This window comes from Kitasatospora azatica KCTC 9699 (genome assembly GCF_000744785.1).
Classification (GTDB): Bacteria; Actinomycetota; Actinomycetes; order Streptomycetales; family Streptomycetaceae; genus Kitasatospora; species Kitasatospora azatica.
Map to the genome: position 1 here is coordinate 1,963,980 of NZ_JQMO01000002.1, position 16,889 is coordinate 1,980,868.

The 16,889-nt window shown below is 71.9% G+C and carries 18 protein-coding genes and 1 tRNA gene; 8 read left to right on the forward strand and 11 right to left on the reverse strand.

The genetic code is table 11. The annotated features are described in order from the left end of the window. Positions 1-26: 26 nt before the first annotated feature. Positions 27-230 carry a MerR family DNA-binding transcriptional regulator gene (locus BR98_RS41040; protein WP_083976187.1) on the forward strand — a complete coding sequence of 68 codons (204 nt, stop codon included), beginning with the start codon at positions 27-29 and terminating at the stop codon, positions 228-230. Between the two features lie 88 nt (positions 231-318). On the opposite strand, the gene BR98_RS09155 is transcribed toward BR98_RS41040, so the two are convergent. Further along, complete coding sequence (locus BR98_RS09155; protein ID WP_051969488.1) at positions 319-879, reverse strand: carboxymuconolactone decarboxylase family protein; 561 nt, start codon at positions 877-879, stop codon at positions 319-321. Then, positions 876-1,487: a TetR/AcrR family transcriptional regulator gene (locus BR98_RS09160; protein WP_035841620.1), complete on the reverse strand. Its 612-nt coding sequence runs from the start codon at positions 1,485-1,487 to the stop codon at positions 876-878. Before BR98_RS09160 ends, BR98_RS09155 begins: the two co-directional genes overlap by 4 nt. A gap of 201 nt (positions 1,488-1,688) precedes the next feature. On the opposite strand from BR98_RS09160, the gene BR98_RS09165 reads away from it, so the two are divergent. The 5 genes from BR98_RS09165 (at position 1,689) to BR98_RS09185 (ending at position 6,314) form a co-directional block, all read left to right on the forward strand. Next, positions 1,689-2,300 carry a TetR/AcrR family transcriptional regulator gene (locus BR98_RS09165; RefSeq protein ID WP_035841622.1) on the forward strand — a complete coding sequence of 204 codons (612 nt, stop codon included), beginning with the start codon at positions 1,689-1,691 and terminating at the stop codon, positions 2,298-2,300. 29 nt (positions 2,301-2,329) lie between these two features. Next, a complete protein-coding gene (locus tag BR98_RS09170) occupies positions 2,330-2,617 on the forward strand; it encodes a YciI family protein (protein WP_035841625.1) in 288 nt (95 codons plus the stop codon). Between the two features lie 36 nt (positions 2,618-2,653). After that, entirely contained in the window at positions 2,654-3,280 is a 627-nt protein-coding gene (locus BR98_RS09175) for a DNA-3-methyladenine glycosylase I (RefSeq protein WP_035841627.1), read from the forward strand. 204 nt (positions 3,281-3,484) lie between these two features. Continuing rightward, entirely contained in the window at positions 3,485-4,621 is a 1,137-nt protein-coding gene (locus BR98_RS09180) for a hypothetical protein (protein WP_198042151.1), read from the forward strand. Positions 4,622-5,000: 379 nt separating this feature from the next. Then, positions 5,001-6,314, forward strand: a complete 1,314-nt coding sequence (locus BR98_RS09185; RefSeq protein ID WP_157537542.1) for a tyrosine-type recombinase/integrase — start codon at positions 5,001-5,003, stop codon at positions 6,312-6,314. 95 nt (positions 6,315-6,409) lie between these two features. On the opposite strand, the gene BR98_RS09190 is transcribed toward BR98_RS09185, so the two are convergent. The 7 genes from BR98_RS09190 to BR98_RS09220 all read right to left on the reverse strand — a co-directional run bounded on the left by BR98_RS09190 (position 6,410) and on the right by BR98_RS09220 (position 12,169). Then, positions 6,410-6,483 (reverse strand) — tRNA-Pro (locus BR98_RS09190). A 150-nt stretch (positions 6,484-6,633) separates the two neighbouring features. Further along, entirely contained in the window at positions 6,634-7,854 is a 1,221-nt protein-coding gene (locus tag BR98_RS09195; RefSeq protein WP_051969490.1) for an MFS transporter, read from the reverse strand. A 215-nt stretch (positions 7,855-8,069) separates the two neighbouring features. Continuing rightward, a complete protein-coding gene (locus BR98_RS09200) occupies positions 8,070-8,849 on the reverse strand; it encodes a DUF1684 domain-containing protein (RefSeq protein WP_035841629.1) in 780 nt (259 codons plus the stop codon). 56 nt (positions 8,850-8,905) lie between these two features. Further along, on the reverse strand, positions 8,906-9,769 hold the full coding sequence (locus tag BR98_RS09205; RefSeq protein ID WP_035841631.1) for an acyl-CoA thioesterase: 864 nt from the start codon (positions 9,767-9,769) through the stop codon (positions 8,906-8,908). Positions 9,770-9,911: 142 nt separating this feature from the next. Continuing rightward, positions 9,912-10,838 (reverse strand): ribokinase, encoded by a 927-nt coding sequence (locus BR98_RS09210; RefSeq protein ID WP_232247302.1) that lies wholly within the window; start codon positions 10,836-10,838, stop codon positions 9,912-9,914. Between the two features lie 31 nt (positions 10,839-10,869). Next, positions 10,870-11,232, reverse strand: coding sequence for a transglycosylase family protein (locus tag BR98_RS09215; RefSeq protein ID WP_083976189.1), 363 nt, complete (start codon positions 11,230-11,232; stop codon positions 10,870-10,872). Between the two features lie 187 nt (positions 11,233-11,419). After that, positions 11,420-12,169: a transglycosylase family protein gene (locus BR98_RS09220; protein WP_083976191.1), complete on the reverse strand. Its 750-nt coding sequence runs from the start codon at positions 12,167-12,169 to the stop codon at positions 11,420-11,422. 591 nt (positions 12,170-12,760) lie between these two features. Here BR98_RS09220 and BR98_RS09225 point away from each other — a divergent pair. Together BR98_RS09225 and BR98_RS39135 are read left to right on the forward strand one after the other, a co-directional pair. Next, positions 12,761-13,747 (forward strand): hypothetical protein, encoded by a 987-nt coding sequence (locus tag BR98_RS09225; RefSeq protein ID WP_035841633.1) that lies wholly within the window; start codon positions 12,761-12,763, stop codon positions 13,745-13,747. A gap of 162 nt (positions 13,748-13,909) precedes the next feature. Continuing rightward, positions 13,910-14,584 (forward strand): hypothetical protein, encoded by a 675-nt coding sequence (locus BR98_RS39135; RefSeq protein WP_051969491.1) that lies wholly within the window; start codon positions 13,910-13,912, stop codon positions 14,582-14,584. 18 nt (positions 14,585-14,602) lie between these two features. On the opposite strand, the gene der is transcribed toward BR98_RS39135, so the two are convergent. Continuing rightward, positions 14,603-16,048: a ribosome biogenesis GTPase Der gene (der, locus tag BR98_RS09235; RefSeq protein WP_035841635.1), complete on the reverse strand. Its 1,446-nt coding sequence runs from the start codon at positions 16,046-16,048 to the stop codon at positions 14,603-14,605. Between the two features lie 95 nt (positions 16,049-16,143). Continuing rightward, positions 16,144-16,860 carry a (d)CMP kinase gene (gene cmk / locus BR98_RS09240; RefSeq protein WP_035841637.1) on the reverse strand — a complete coding sequence of 239 codons (717 nt, stop codon included), beginning with the start codon at positions 16,858-16,860 and terminating at the stop codon, positions 16,144-16,146. Positions 16,861-16,889: the final 29 nt, after the last annotated feature.

Sequence of the window (16,889 nt, forward strand, 5' to 3'; positions counted from 1 at the left end):
TGGAAGGTCAGGAGCTACGTGCAGGCATGCGCATCGGAGCCCTCGCCGCAACCACCCACACCACCACCAAAACCCTGCGCTTCTACGAGCAGGCCGGCCTGCTGGACCTGCCCCCGCGTACCCCGGGCGGCTACCGCGACTACCCGCCGACCGCCACCACCCGCGTCGCCTTCATCCGCACCGCCCAGGCACCCGTCCGGGTCGCGCCGCAGAGCCGGCCGTCACCCTGACGACTGGCAGCACGTATGACGGGCGTCATGGGCATCGCACTCTCGCGCTGCCGGCGCCTGCGTTCTGAGGATCCCGCTCGGACGCAGGTCAGCGGTCGGGGGTCCACTCCTGCTGCTGCCAGGCCGGGTCGAGGGGTGTGTGGGCGATGTGGTTGGTGTAGTTGGACAGCGTCTTCATGCCGATGCCGAGTACGACGTCCAGCACCTGCCGCTCGGTGAACCCAGCGGCGATGAACGCGTCCACCTCCTCCTGCGGCGCCCAGCCGCGCTCGGCGACCATCACCCGCGTGAATCGACGAACCGCCTCCAGCGCCCGGTCCCGCAGGGGATTCGCGTTGCGCAGCGCCGTCACCTCGTCGGCTTCGAGCCCGGAGCGCAGCGCGAGGGTGGAGTGGGCGGCCACGCAGTAAGCGCAGCCGTTCTCGACGCTCGCGGTGATGAGCACGACGTGCTTGGCGCGGGCGGGCAGGGAGGACTTCATGAACTGCTCGGCCAGGGCGTTGTATCCGGCGAGGAGTTCGGGCGAGGTGGCCATGACGGCGTTGAGGGTGGTGATGAAGCCCATCCTGCGCCTGGCGGATTCCAGGTGGGGGCGGGCCGCTTCGGGAGCGGTGGTCTCGTCGTGCAGGGGGAAGTGCGCGGTGCTCACAAGGGCTCCTTCGTCGGCGTGTTGACGGAGATCGAGGCCAGGAAGGCGGCGATCGGGCGTTGCAGCGCAGCGGTGTCGGCGCCGGAACGGGAGCGCAGGTTCACCCCGTAGGCGAGCAGGACCATCACGTCCGCCAAGTCGGCGGGTTCGGCGCCGGGCCGCAGTTGGCCCAGCTCCCCGGCCCGTTCCAGCGCTGCACGCAGCGCGCCGACGAGCAGGGCGTGGTGGCGTTCCAGGAGGGTCGCGACCTGTGCGTCGCCGCCTTCGCCGGCGGCATGGGCGTTGGCGATCATGCAGCCCCAGCGTGCCCGCGGACCGGTGCAGCGGATGCTCACCAGTCGGGCGAAGAAGGCCGCGACTGCAGGCAAGCCGCGGTCGTCCTCTGATAGTTGGCGAAGCATTGGGGCCGATCCCTGCTGGATGTAGCGCTCCAGCGCGGCGAGGTAGAGCTGCTGCTTACCGCCGAACGTGGCGTACAGGCTCGAGCGGCTGAGCCCGGTGGCCGTGACCACGTCGGCGATGCCGACCTCGGCCGCCCCGCGCCGCCAGAACAGCTGCTGGGCACTGTCGAGCGCGATATCGGGATCAAAGTGCTTCACGTCCGCCATCGGCTTTCCGCCTCCGCCACACTTCTTGGAACGACCATTCCAAGATAGCGGCCCAGCGGCACCTCGCCAAGAGCGAAGGACCTCACGCCGAACTCCCCCCACCTTGACAGCCCTTAGGACACACGTCCTAAACTCTGCGTGGGACGAGCGTCCTAGAGGCACAGTCGGCGAAGCGGCCGGCGGACGAGGAGGCGCACGGTGGTGAGCGACACGACCAACCGGGCCCAGATCGTCTCGGCAGCCGACCGGCTGTTCTATCAGCAGGGTTACGAGCACACGTCGTTCGCGACGATCGCCGAGGCCGCTCGCGTCTCGAAGGGCAACTTCTACTACCACTTCAAGTCCAAGGACGACCTCCTGGACGCGGTGATCGCCGCCCGCACGGCGGAGCGGCGTTGCCTGCTGGAACGGTGGGAAGCCGAGGAGAACGAGCCCGGCGCGCGCATCCGCAGGTTCATCGAGATCCTGCTGACCAACCGTGCGGACATCGAGAGTTACGGCTGCCCGATCGGCACTCTGACGACCGAGCTGGCGAAGCTGAACCACTCGGCGCTCGGGGAAGCCGGCGGCCTCTTCACGCTCTTCCGCACGTGGCTGCGCGCCCAGTTCGCGCTGCTCGGGCACGAGGCGAAGGCCGACGCACTGGCGATGCACGTGCTCGCCTTCAGCCAGGGCGTCGCCACACTCGCGAACGCCTTCAGGGACGAGGACTTCGTCCGGCGGGAAGTCCAGCAGATGTGCACCTGGCTGAGCACATACACAGAAGGCGCCGAACGCCCAGCAGGCCTGCTGCGCGAACCGGCAGGGGACTGACGCACTCGCGTCAGCAGAGAGGGGATCACATGTTCGTGGTGCTGCTGCGCTTCTCCGACAACAGGAGCGCCGCCGGCCAGCACATGGCGGGCCATCAGGAGTGGATCCAGCGCGGCCTCGACGACGGCGTGTTCCTGCTCGTCGGCAGCATCCAGCCGGGCCTTGGCGGCGCGGTCCTGGCGCACAGCACCTCCCGGGAGGAGCTGGAGAGCCGGGTGAACGCCGACCCGTTCGTCGCAGAGAACGTCGTCAAGGCGGAGATCATCGAGATCGCCCCCGGGATGGCCGACGACCGCCTGAAGTTCCTACTGGCCTGAGACCTCCCGCCAGCCACAACAGAGGACCGTGATCGGATGACCACGCCGACCTTCGCCCCGGACGGCCGACCCCGCTGCCCGTGGAGCGGCGCCGCGCCGGAGTTCCTGGCCTACCACGACACCGAGTGGGGCTTCCCAGGCGCCGGCGACGACCGGCGCCTGTTCGAGAAGCTGAGCCTGGAGGGCTTCCAGTCCGGGCTCAGCTGGCGCACCATCCTGGCCAAGCGGGACAACTTCCGCGCCGCGTTCAACGGCTTCGACGTCCACAGCGTCGCCCGCTTCACCGAACGGGACGTCGAGCGCCTGCTCCAGGACGCGGGCATCGTGCGCCACCGGGGCAAGATCGAGGCGGTGGTCAACAACGCCCGCCGCGTCGAGGACCTGCTGGACCGCGAGGACTCGCTGGCAGCCCTCGTCTGGCGCTACGAGCCCGCCCCGGAGGACCTGCCCGAGCCGCAGACCGTGTCGACCTCGCCGGCGTCGGTCGCCCTGTCGAAGGACCTGAGGAAGCAGGGCTGGAAGTTCGTCGGGCCGACCACGGTGTTCGCCTTCATGCAGGCGATGGGACTTCTCAACGACCACGCCGAGGAGTGCGCGATCCGACCCGAGGCCGAGCAGGCGCGTGCCGCGTTCACGCGCTCTGGCCGCCGCGGTTCCTCGTAACCACACCGCCAACGTGGACTTCGCCGCGCGTGGGGCCAGCGGCGGCAGCACTGACCAGGGCGCTGCGTTCGGCGTCCTCGCACGCATGCAGAACTCCCGCGGCCCACCGACTCCGGCAGTACCGGAACGGACGAACATCTCCAGTCGCGTCACGACGACCCGCTGCCAGGTGATATGACGTAGCCGAGCTGGAGGTGGTCCGCCATGACCCGATACTGCGTCGACCCTGTTCGACGCGAACTCATCGCCACCTGGGGCACCGGACAGGGCGAGTTGGCCACGCGGCTCGCCGCCGTCCCGGCCGACACGGACCTCGGCGGGCTGTCACGCCTGGCGGCCACGCTCACCCAACTGTCGACCGCGGCCTGGCGCACCTACACCCACCCGGCCAGCGCCGCCGACTCGCTCGAGGTCAACAGCGAGGGCTGGCGACGCGAACAGGAACGAAAGGCGTTCGACGATGTCGCCCAGGCCATGGCTGAACCGAACCTTCCCCAGGGCGGCTCAATGGTGGTCCAATACAGCCCGCTGCTGGAGAACGCACACCGCGTCGGGCGAGCCCTCGTCGCCCTGGACAACCCTGAACTGACCCAGGCCGTCAACGCCGAGACCGCAGCGGAGCTGGCCGCCGTGGAAAGCGCCGAGCTCGGAGACCTCACCGGCCGAGCCCAGCAGGCCGTGCTGCTCAGCCGCGAAGACGCCTCCCCCGCGCAGGTCGCCGCCGCAGACCGGCTCCTGGAGGAGGACCCGTTCGGCCCGGCCGAACTGTTCTCCGACATCGACCCCACCGCCGCCGCAGTCGCGGCGGCGCACTGGCTGTACGCCGCCGCCGAGGCCGTCTCCGAGGTGTCCGGGTACGCGCCCACCGAGGTGGTCGCGCAGGCCGACAACATCGAGGCCCTCCCCCACCACACACCCACCCTCGTCCTGGAACTCCTCGACGACGGAACCTCCCCCTTCGACGCCGTCACCGGACTGGTCCGCCACGCCATGCGCGTCGCCGACGGCATGCTCCCCGACCCGGCCACCTTCCGCGAGCAACTCGACGAGGCCGAGGAGATGATCGCCGAGTACACCGACGACGCGGAGTCGGACGCGGTACTCACCGGGATCCGCCTGACACCACTGGACCCGCGCCGACCCGCCCGCGACCTCCTCGAAGACCTCCTGGCCGGCATCCGCGGCTGCTGGCTCCTCCACAACGAGTACGCCGAACTCGACGACGAAGACGAGGAGGAATCGGACGACGAGAGCGCCGAACGGCACCAGCACCACAGCCGCGCAGAGTTCGCCGCGCTCATCCGCGCAGTCGCCGCAGAGCACCGCGACCGGCTCATCTGACTCACGCCCACGTGCGCCCGACGGCCCGACCACCCGGAATAGGTCACTCACCGTGACTGGTGCCAGTCGTCAACAGTCGAAGACCCTTACCCGAAAGGCGAACAAGAGTCGAAGGCCGCTCTCCCGTGTCCGGTCACAAAGAGTGACCGGACACGGGAGACCCACCCCGTCCGCATCACCGCCGTCGCACGACTCCCAGCCGCCGCACACACCTCCTTGCGGCCGGATCAGCGGGCCTGGTGCGACCACCACGCGCTCACCGTCCGCAAATCATGCCCGCTGACCTGCAACGATCCCTTGGCCTGGCGCCAAGGGCAGCGCCTGGTCGACAGGACGAGACTGAAAGGAGAGCTCCGCCCGAGCCATCGAGGTGATCACGATGCAATGCTCCGAGGATCGCGGCCGGGTGTACCGGCGCTGCGGCTGCCGCGACGGCATCCGCCGGCAGCTCGGCGCGCACTGCCCGCGCCTGGCATCCGACCCCGACCACGGCACCTGGACCTACGCCGTGGACGTCCCCTGGCCCGACACCCGCCGCCACACCGTCCGCCGCGGCGGCTACCCCAACGAGGACGCCGCCCGCACCGACCTGCACCGCTTCCTCGACGGCCAGGCCTACGGATACACCCCCGACCCCCGCCAGACCCTCGGCGACTACCTGATCGCCTGGCTCGCCGCCCAGGAACTGCGACTCAAGCCCACCACCCTCGCCCGCTACCGCGCCTACGTCCACCAGGACCTCATCCCCGCCCTCGGCCGCATCCTTCTGGACGACCTCGCCTACGAGCACATCGACCACTACGCCCGCGCCCAGCTCAAGGCAGGCCGAGGCCGCGTCACCGTCCATCGCATCCTCGCCACGCTCTCCAGCGCCCTCGGCGCCGCCGTCCTGCGCCACCGCCTGGGCCACAACCCCGCCAAGCCCGCCGTCGTCCCCCGCCCGCCCACGCCCGAACGCCGGATCTGGACCCCCGACGAAGCCGTCCGCTTCCTCGACTACACCCACGAGCACGACCCGCTGCTCGCCCGCCTCGTCGAACTCATCATCAACACCGGTATGCGCAAGGGCGAAGCCCTCGGCCTGCACTGGGACGACGTCCACCTCGACGACAGTGTCCTGTTCGTCCGCTACACCCTCTCCAGCGTCGACAACCGCTACGCCGTCCTGACCGCCCCCAAGACCCCCAGCAGCCTCACCTGGATCGCCATCAACAAGCGCGCCCGCCGAGCCCTCGAAGACCAGGCCGACCAGCACTTCCTCGGCCTCGCCGTCCCCGCCCACGGCTACGTCTTCCAACACCACGGCCGCCCGCTCGACCCGACCCACGTCCTCAGACGCTTCCACAAACTCTGCGACAAGGCCGGCGTCCCCCGCATCGGCGTCCACGACCTGCGCCACCTGGCCACCACCCTCGCCCTCGACGGCGGCGTCCCGTTCGTGATCGTCTCCAAGACGCTACGCCACCGCACCCTGTCGACCACCGCGAACATCTACAGCCACCTCACCCGCCAAGCCGCCCGCGAAGCCGTCGACGCCATCGCCCGGCTCCTCGACTCCGCGGAACTGGCCCTCCATGCCGCCCAACGCGCCGATCGGCCACGGAATCTGATCGAGCAGTTCCGCGACCACCTCACCGACCGCCGGCGCCGCAGCCGGCGCGAACACGCAGGCCACGCCCCCGTCCCGCTGTGACCGGCGCGACCACCATGCGACCACCAGCTGACAGAACACCAGAAAGGCCGCTCCCGCCAACGGCGGAAACGGCCTACGACCTGCATGAATGCAAGTCGGGACGACAGGATTTGAACCTGCGACCCCTTGACCCCCAGTCAAGTGCGCTACCAAGCTGCGCCACGTCCCGTGGTCTCGGACCCGGGCTTGGTGCCCGGCTTCTCGACCTTGTCTCCGGTGTCCCGGCGACGTGGAAAACAATACAGCACGGCGGGGGGTGCTCGCTGCCAGGTTTCGGTGCAGGTCACGGTGTGGGTGGATGCGTGCGGTGAGGGGTGGGTCACGGGGTGGGGTGGCGGTTGTCGTAGCGGAGGAAGGCGGGGCGGCGGGCGGCGAGGAGGAGGACGATGGCGACGCAGGCGAGGCCGCCGGTGAGGACGGAGACCAGGGGGGTGCTCAGGGCGGCGACGCTGCCGGACTCGAAGTCGCCCAGGCGGGGGCCGCCGGCGACGACCACGATGAAGATGCCCTGGAGTCGGCCGCGCATCTCGTCGGGGGCGGCGACCTGCATCATCGTGTTGCGGAAGATCATGGACACGGTGTCCGCGCAGCCGGCCACGGCGAGCAGGGCGAGGCCGAGCCAGAGGTGGCCCGAGGTGAGGCCGAAGGCGGCGATGGACAGGCCCCAGGCGGCGACGGCGATCAGGACGGCGAGGCCGTGCCGGTGGACCCGGGAGATCCAGCCGCTGAACAGGGCGCCGACCAGGGCGCCGACGGCGGGGGCGGCGACCAGCAGGCCGACGGTGCGGGCGTCGCCGCCGTAGAAGCCGACGGCGAGGGCGGGGAAGAGCGAGCGCGGCAGGCCGAAGATCATCGCGGCCAGGTCGGCCAGGAAGCTGGTGCGCAGGTTGGGCTGCTCGCGCAGGAACCGCAGGCCGTCGAGCACCGAGGCGCGCCGGCCGGTCCCGTTGGCGGGGAGCATCGTGGGCAGGCGCCACATCGCGTACAGGACGGCGGCGAAGGCGGCGGTGTCGACCAGGTAGGCGGACTGGCTGCCGTAGGCGCCGATCAGCAGGCCGCCGAGCATCGGACCGACCGTCATGCCCAGGTTCATGCTGATGGTGTTGAGCGCGTTGGCGGCCGGTAGCTGCTCGGCGGGCAGCAGGCGCGGGATCATCGAGGAGCGGGCCGGCGAGGAGATCGCGAAGAAGCCGCCCTGCAGTGCGACGGCGACGTACAGCACGGCGACCTGGTGCAGGCCGAGCAGCGCCTGGGCGGCCAGGATCGCGGAGACCGCGGCGAGGCCGGCGGCGCCGATCAGGCCGAGCTTGCGCCGGTCGACGGAGTCGGCGATGGCGCCGCCGTACAGGCCGAAGCCGACCAGCGGGAGCAGCGAGCAGAGGCCGACCAGGCCGGTGGCGAAGGTGGACCGGGTGAGCGCGTAGACCTGGACGGAGACCGCGACGGCGGTCATCTGCTGGCCGATCGAGGAGACGCCCTGTCCGAACCAGATCCGCCGGTAGTGCGGGCTGGAGCGCAGCGGGGTCAGGTCCGCGAACATCCGCCGAGCGGGAGCGGGAGTCGGAGAAGGGGAAGGAGACGGATCGGGAGTCGGAGTCGGAGTCGGCGACGGTCCGGGAGTCGGAGACGGAGGAGGGCCGGGAGCAGTGGTGGGATGATTGGTCGACACAACGACCTATCGTCACCCCTGCTCCCTCGGCGATCACCGGCAGGGTCCGGACTGGCCCGCTCGGTCAGCCGCGTCGACCCGCGAAGTCAGCGCCGCAGCACCGCCTTCTCGCCCGCCCGCACCGCGAGCGGCAGGCGGTTGCCCGGCGGCGGGAACGGGCAGATGAAGTGGTCGGCGAAGGCGCACGGCGGCAGGTACGCGCGGTTCAGGTCCAGCACGGTGCGACCGTCGGCGTCGGGGGCGGGCAGCGTGATGAAGCGGAACCGGTAGGTCTCCGAGCCGCTGGTGGCGTCGGCGATCACGCCGCTGAGGCCCCGGCGCCCACGGCCCACGGTGAGCGTGCAGGGCTCGCCTGCCAGGTGGAAGGCGAGCCGGCCGGCCACCGCCAGGGACCGTTCGCGGCCGTCCGCGTTCGGGACGGTGACGGCCTGCTCGCCGTCCTCGAAGGGGGTGAAGACGGCGGCGACCGACCACTCGGGCGCGTACGGGAAGACGGAGATGCCCGCGAAGCTCGCCCGGCTCTCGGCCTCGGGGTCGAAGACCCGCACGGCGAGCTCGCCCTCGCGCTCGATCGGGACCAGCAGCGTGTCCCCGTAGCTCACCACCCCTGCCCGGGAGTACGTGTCGGGGTGGAGCAGCAGCTCGCCGTCGACCACGGCGTCACCGGCCCGCAGACCGTCGGCCGCGGCGGCGACCACCCGCACCGCGTCCGACCCGGCGGACCATCGGCCTGGGATGCCGGGTATCTCCACCGACTCGGCGTCCAGCCAGTACGTGCCGGTGAGTGCGAGCATGCCGTGCGGGGCGCTCACCGTCGCGGTGCGGGCGTCGGTCCAACGCTTCCATTCCTCGGCGTCGGCGGTCATGGGCGGTACTCCTCATCCACTAGCACTAGTGAGAACCCATCGGTGACTACAGCGGCTCAGTGCTCCCGCAGCGGTCGGAACAGACCCTCCTGCACGACAGACACCACCAACTGGCCGCTCCGGTCGAAGATCTGACCGCGCGCCAGGCCGCGGGCGCCGTGCGCGATCGGCGACTCCTGCTGGTAGAGCAGCCAGTCGTCGGCGCGGAACGGACGGTGGAACCACATCGCGTGGTCGAGCGAGGCCATGTCGAAGTTGCGCCGGCCCCAGAGCGGCTCGACGGGGGCCCGGACCGAGTCCAGCAGGGTCATGTCGCTGGCGTAGGTCAGCGCGCAGACGTGGATCAGCGGGTCGTCGGGCAGCGCGCCGTTGGTCCGCAGCCAGACACCGCTGCGCGGCTGCACGCCGGACAGCTCCTCCTGGGTCCACCGCAGCCGCTCGACATAGCGGATGTCGAACGGCTGACGGCGGCTGATGAACGGCGGCAATTCGCCGAGTCGGCTGCCGACCTCGTCCAAGGCGCTGGGCAGCTCCTCGGGGTCGGGGACGGCGGGCATCGCCTCCTGGTGCTCGATGCCGCCGGGCTCCGGGACGTGGAAGTCGGCGGTCAGCGCGAAGATGCTGCGGCCCTGCTGGATGCCGAGCACCCGGCGGGTGGTGAAGGAGCGGCCGTCGCGGATCCGGTCGACCTGGTAGACGATCGGCACGCCGGGGACACCGGGGCGCAGGAAGTAGGCGTGCAGCGAGTGCACGGGACGGTCGCCGTCCACGGTGCGGCCTGCGGCGACCAGCGCCTGCCCGGCGACCTGGCCGCCGAACGTGCGCTGGAGCGACTCCTCGGGGCTGCGGCCCCGGAAGATGTTGAGCTCGATCTGTTCCAGATCCAGCAGGTCGACGAGCTGGTCGACGGGCGTTCCCATGGCGTGTCCTCTCCCAGCGGGCACACCGGAGGCGCCGGCGACCTAGCGCTGCTGTCAATCCAGAAGGCCGCCGGAGCCCCGGGAATTCCCGCAGCTCGCCAACCGCCCCAGCAAACCCCCAGAATCCCCACCGAACCACCAGTCACCCCGTACGCCGCTCCAGCGCCGCCCGACTCGGCATCGCGGTGCGCGCGCCGGTCCGCTCGACGCTCAGCGCGGCGGCCCGGACCGCGAACCGGGCCGCCGCGCCGAGCGGGCGTCCCTCGGCCAGCGCGACCGCCAGCGCGCCGCAGAAGGTGTCGCCGGCTCCGGTGGTGTCGACGGCGCGGGCGGGCGGCGCGGCGATCAGCTCGTACGCCGCCCCTTCGCACACCAGCGCACCGGCGGCGCCCAGGGTGACCACCACCCGCGGGCAGGGCAGCGCGGCCGCGAGCCGGGCCGCGTGCGCCACGTCCAGCACCTCGGGCACCCCGGCGAGCCGGGCCAGCTCGGTCCGGTTGGGCACCAGGACGTCGACCAGTGGCCAGAGCTCCGGCGGCAGCGCGACCGCGGGCGCCGGGTTGAGCACGAAGGTCCCGCGTGCCAGCCGGGCCGCCGCCAGCACCGCGGGCAGCGGGATCTCCAGCTGCGCGACCACCACGGCGGCCGCCGCCAGCTCCCGGGCGGCCGCCTCGACGGTCGGCGGCCCGACCGCGGCGTTGGCGCCGGGTGACACCACGATGCAGTTCTCCGCCTGCTGGTCGACCAGCACCACCGCCTGACCGGGCGGCCCGGGGACGGCGGCGAGCCGGGTGATGTCGATGCCCTCGGCGGCGAGCTCCTGGCGCAGTCCGGCGCTGTCCTGGTCCGTCCCGACCGCGCCGACCAGCGCCACCGAGCGGCCGAGGCGGGCCGCCGCCACGGCCTGGTTGGCGCCCTTGCCGCCGCCGAGCCGGGCGACCGGACCGCCCTGAACCGTCTCCCCCGGCCTCGGCAGCGCCACCACCTCGATCAGCTGGTCGAGATTGACGCTGCCCACCACCACGATGTCCACGCTGGCGCTGTCCACGCTGCTGATGTCAGTACTCACGGCGGCATTCTCGCCACTCACAGCGGCATTCTCACCGCAGCAGCCCCAAGTCCCGCGCACAGGCCGCCCAGGCCGGCCAGCCCTGCTGGCGGAGGATCTCCTGGGCCACGGTGATCTGCTGGCGCCGAGTGGCCAGGTCGGGGCGCGCCGCGTACGCCAGTCCGCCCGCCTCCTTCCAGGTCGGCGGCCAGATCTGCAGCCCGCCGTAGTAGCCGTTGCCGGTGTCGGCGGCCCAGTCACCGTCGCTCTCGCAGTCGGCGACCCGCTCCCAGGTGGCGTCGGAAACGGGGCTCGGCGGGGTGGCCGGCGCGGCCTGGGCGGGCAGTGCGAGCAGGGTCGCGGCGCCGCAGAGCAGCAGGGCTGTGCAGGGCAGCAGGGCTATTCGGTGTCGCATCCTCCGACTCTGCGCACGCGGCCACCCCACCGCGAACCCAGTACGCCGTTCGAGCAGCGCCGCCCCCGCCCAGCCCCGAAACCCCCGAACCCCCGCCCCCAACCCCCGCCAGAGAACGCAACGAACCGCCGCCCCGGGAGAGGGGAGCGGCGGTTCGCAGCAGTACCGGTGACGCGGGGCGTCAGGCTCAGACGGAGAGCACCTGGCCGGGCAGGATCAGGTCGGGGTTGCCACCGACGACCTGCACGTTGTGCTGGTACAGGCTCTGCCAGTTGGTGCCGTGGGCGGCGGCGATGGCGCTCAGCGTGTCACCGCTCTTGACGGTGTAGGTGCTGCCACCGGTGGACTGGGTGCTCTTCGGCGCGGCCGGCTTCTGGACGGGCTTCGGCGTGGCCGGCTTGGCGTCCTGCGCCGGGGCGCTGGTCTTCGGGGCGGCGGCCGGCTGGGCGGCGGCCTTGGGGGTGGCCTGCTGGACCGGGGCGCTCTGCTTGGTGGCGGAGCTCGCGGAGGACGAGGTGTCCACCGCGGCCGGCGCGCCACCGGCGGTCAGGCCCGCCTTGACGGAGCAGACCGGCCAGGCGCCGGGGCCCTGGTCGGCGAGCACCTTCTCGGCGATCGCGATCTGCTGGCCCTTGGTGGCCAGGTTGGCCTGCGGGGCGTACTGGGTGCCGCCGTACGCGGCCCAGGTGGAGGAGGTGAACTGCAGGCCGCCGTAGAAGCCGTTGCCGGTGTTGATGCTCCAGTCGCCGGTGCTCTCGCACTGGGCGACCGCGTCCCAGGTGGCGGTGGAGGCGGCGGAGGCCGTGGTGGCCGTGACGAGGCCGGCCACCGGGAGGGCGGCGGCAGCGCCACCCAGAACGGCCATCCGGACCCAGTTGCGCTTCTTCGGGGCGGCGGTGGCAGCGGTGGTGGCGGTGTTCTCGTTACGGAAAGTCATGGAATCCCTCTCGACTGCCCCGGGCGGGCGTGCGGAACCAGGCCCGGTGAGGGGCCGATTCGCCTGCCGCGTCCTTGAGGCGGCCGAGTACGTGTCCGACGTACCGCGCCGCCCCGGCCACTCCGCCACGCAACCTCCGGCCTGTTCGAGCGGCCGGACGGTGGGCACCCGGTGGGGTGCGCTGGGGGTGAACCCGGGTGGTGCTCGTTGCACCGGGAATGAAGCTAGGTGCGGCGCCCACCCGGAATCAACCGATTCATGATCGCTTCGGGGTCGACCCAGGTCAGCTCGCCGTTACCCACGGTAAGGATCAAGGGCGACCAAGGTCGACTGTCCGATTTAAGACCATTTATGCGACTCAAACCTCTTGTCCGCGTGGCCCCGGTCACATTTCGACTCCTGTGAGCCTGCGCACATCGTCGACAGAACGTGAACTCGGATCAACCACCCGCAGTCGGATCAGCGGCAAAAACGGACACTCCAGGGTCCAAGCCGTGACTCCGACCACAGGGCACCGTTGGTAATGGCGGCCGGGCCCGCCGGGCCGAGCCAGGGCGCCGACCCGCCCAGCCACCGAAACGAGGAGTCCTGTTGCCGCGCTTGCTCGATGTCAGCGACGAAGTCCGCGCCGAGATCGGCGACGACGAGGCCGACCGTCTGCTGGGCGGGGCACACGCCCCCGACACCTACGACTGCACCTCCTGCCGGACGCCCGGGGACTCGCTGCACGAACGCACCAGCACGGTGCTCTTCGTGGGCGAGGAAACCGCCGTGCTGGCCTTCGCCCACGCCAGGTGCATCCCGTCCCAGGTGGTCCCGGTCTCCGAGGAGCAACTGCTCGGCGCGGTGCGCAGCATCAGCCAGGCCCAGGGCAGCGGCCTGCCGACCCAGGCCGGCTACCCGGACGGGGCCGGCTACCCCGACCCGCTGACCGGTCACCTCACCGATCCGCTGCCCGGCCAGCTCGGCGGTCGGCCCACCGGCCCGCTGACCGATCCCTTCGGCCCGCCACTGGGCGACCCGCTCCACGGAGCGTCGACCCCCGCCCCGGCCGCCGCCGCACCGCAGGCACCGACCGCCGACCCGGGCGCCCGGGTGCCGTCCCCCGGTGAGCCCGCCGTCCTCGGCGTCACCTGCGGCCTGGTGCTCTGCGGGGACACCGGGCACGCCGCCCTGGTGGTCGAGCCCACCGGACCGGTCGGCCGGCCGGGCAGCACCAGCGGCACGGACGAGTTCCTCTCGCTCCTCGCCGACCAGGGATTCGCGCCGATCACCGACGTGGACCAGCCGCCGGCCCGGCTGCCCGGCTGGTCGGTGCTGGTCGCGATGGGCCGGCTGCACTCGATCCTGCAGCCCTCGACGGTCGGCAACAGCGCCTGGTGGCAGGCCCATCAGCCGCTGGTGGTCACCGAGGCCTGGCGGATGGCGGCCGCCCGGCAGTCCACGGTGGTGATGTACGCCGCGCCGGCCGGCACCATCGGCCGTCAGCCGCGCGAGGACCTGCTGCGCACCGCCCTGGACCGGGCCTCCGCCCGCGGCCTGGTGGTCGCCGCGACCCTGCCGCTGGCCGGCACCTGAGCCCAACCGAACAGCGCCGACCGGCGGCAGCCGAGCCCTCCCCGGACGGCGCAACCGAGAGCACAGCAGGGGCCGCGCGCCGACCGGCGCGCGGCCCCTGGCGGGCGCCCGAGTACCCACGGCGACCCGCATCCCCATTGCCGTTCGCTCGTTGGGCCCTACGTGTACAACTACGACGTCACCTCAGCCTTCCGCCAGACCACCACCACCCGGGGGATCCCGGCGATGAGGCCGTCGTACGACGGGGAGCATCCGAGCGTCCCCACCCCGATCTACGACGAGCTCTACTCCGAGTACCGGCGGCTCTTCCGGGCGCTGCCCGGTGACCGGTCCGGCGAGGAGGACCTGCGGTTCACCGGCTTCGCGGTCCGCGAGCGACCGTACGGCGGCGTGCTGGACGACTACCGCGGGCAGCGCAGCGCCGGTCAGCACAGCATCAGCCAGCACGGCACCAGTCAGCCCGCCGTCAGTCAGCACGGCGCCAGCCAGCACGGCGGCGAGCAGTACGGCACCGGGCTCCCGCAGCACCAGTCGTTCCCCACCTACGTGGGCCAGCTGCCCGGGGTGCCGCAGTTCGTCCCGGCCCAGCAGCAGTCCCCGCAGCAGCTCCAGCCGGCAGCCCAACACCAGTCGGCCCACCAGCAGCAGGCCGCCGCCGCGCTGCAGCACGCCGCGCAGCACCAGCAGGCCGCTGCCGCCCAGCAGCAGCTCCAGCAGTCGGGCGGCGGCCAGGGCTGGGTGGCGACCGGCTACCTCGCCCCGGTCACCGTCCCGGCCCCGGCCGCCCCGGGCCGCCACCGGGGGAACCTGCTCTCGCTGCCCCCCGGCCGCGGCTGACCCCCCGACGGTCGGCCGTTACTTGCGCTTGCGCTTCTCGCGCACCCGGACCGAGATCGAGATCGGGGTCCCGACGAAGCCGAACTCCTCGCGCAGCCGGCGCTCGACGAAGCGCCGGTAGCCCGCCTCCAGGAAGCCGGAGGCGAAGAGCACGAAGCGCGGCGGCTTGGTGCCGGCCTGGGTGCCGAAGAGGATGCGCGGCTGCTTGCCACCGCGGATCGGGTGCGGGTGGGCCGCGACCAGCTCGCCCAGGAAGGCGTTCAGCTTGGCGGTCGAGATCCGGGTCTCCCAGCCGGCCAGCGCGGTCTCGATCGCCGGCACCAGCTTCTCCATGTGCCGGCCGGTCAGCGCCGAGACGTTGACCCGGGGCGCCCACTGCACCTGGACGAGATCCTGCTCGATCTCGCGCTCCAGGTAGTAGCGGCGCTCCTCGTCCATCTGGTCCCACTTGTTGTACGCGACGACGACCGCGCGCCCGGCCTCGACGGCCATCGAGATGATCCGGGTGTCCTGCTCGGCGAGCGGCTCGCTGGAGTCGATCAGGATGACCGCGACCTCGGCCTTGTCCAGCGCGGCGGAGGTGCGCAGCGAGGCGTAGAAGTCGGCACCGGAGGTCAGGTGGACCCGGCGGCGGATACCGGCGGTGTCGATGAACTTCCAGGTCTTGCCGCCCAGTTCGATCAGCTCGTCGACCGGGTCGCGGGTAGTGCCGGCCAGCTCGTTGACGACCACCCGCTCCTCGCCGGCCACCTTGTTGAGCAGGCTGGACTTGCCGACGTTGGGACGGCCGATCAGCGCCACCCGGCGCGGACCGCCCACCGCCATGCCGAAGGTCTGCGGCGGCGCCTCGGGCAGCGCGGCCATCACGGCGTCCAGCAGGTCGCCGGAGCCGCGGCCGTGCAGCGCGGAGACGGGGTAGGGCTCACCCAGGCCGAGCGACCAGAGGTAGGCGGCCTCCGCCTCGGTGGACGGGCCGTCGACCTTGTTGGCGCAGAGCACGGTCGGCTTGCCGGCCCGGCGGATCAGCTTGATCAGGGCCTCGTCGGTGTCGGTGGCGCCGACCGTGGCGTCCACCACGAAGAGCACCGCGTCGGCGGTCTCGATGCCGAGTTCGGCCTGCGCGGCGACCATCGCGTCGATGCCGAGGACGTCGATCTCCCAGCCGCCGGTGTCGACCACCTTGAAGCGGCGGCCGTTCCAGGTCGCCTCGTAGCTCACCCGGTCACGGGTCACGCCGGGCTTGTCCTCGACGACCGCCTCGCGGCGGCCGATGATCCGGTTGACCAGGGTCGACTTGCCGACATTGGGGCGGCCGACGACGGCCAGCACGGGCAGCGGGATGTGGCCGCCGTTCTCGAGGTCGAGGTCCTCGCCCTCGAAGCCCTCCTCCGCGGCCAGCTCCATGAACTCCGCGTACTCGGAGTCGTCCAGCTCGCCGTGGGTGGCGAGGTGCTCGTTGCTCATATTCGTCTGTTCCGTTTCCCGGCCCGCCCCGCTGTACGGGACCGGCCGTGCGTACCTGCCCGGGCGCGAACGCCCGGGCAGCGCGAAAAAAATTCTTAGGCGGCGGTCAGGTGACCGGCCCGCTGCTCCACCAACTCGGCGATGGTGTCGATGACCTGATCGAGCGTCAGGTCACTGGTGTCGACCAGCACGGCGTCCGCGGCCTGGCTCAGCGGCGCGGTCGCCCGGGACGAGTCGGCGGCGTCGCGCCGTCCCAGGTCGGCGGCCATCGCGGTGATGGTCGCCTCGTCCACGCCCTTGGCGCGCAGCTCGGCCGCCCGGCGCTCGGCCCGGGCCGCCTCTGAGGCGGTGAGGAAGATCTTCGCCGTGGCGTCCGGGAAGACCACGGTCCCCATGTCGCGGCCCTCGGCGACGATCCCGCGCGGTGCCGGCTCGGCGCAGCCGCGCTGCAGCTCCACCAGCCGGGACCGGACCGCCGGGACCGCAGCCACCGCACTGACCTTGGCGGTCACCTCGGGGCCGCGGATCGGCCCGGAGACGTCCACCCCGTCGACCGTGATGGTCGGGCCGTCGGCGTCGGTACCGGAGACGATCACCGGCTTGCTGCAGGCGATGGCGACCGCCTCGGCGTCGTCCACGTCGATCTCGTTGGCCAGCATCCACCAGGTCATCGCCCGGTACATGGCGCCGGTGTCCAGGAAGCTCAGCCCGAGCCGGGCGGCCACCGCACGGGAGACGGTCGACTTGCCGGAGCCGGAGGGTCCGTCGATGGCGACGACGACCGGGGCATGCGCTCGGTCGGCAGTGTCCACGGGGGAACCTCTCTTCTTGACGCCCGGGG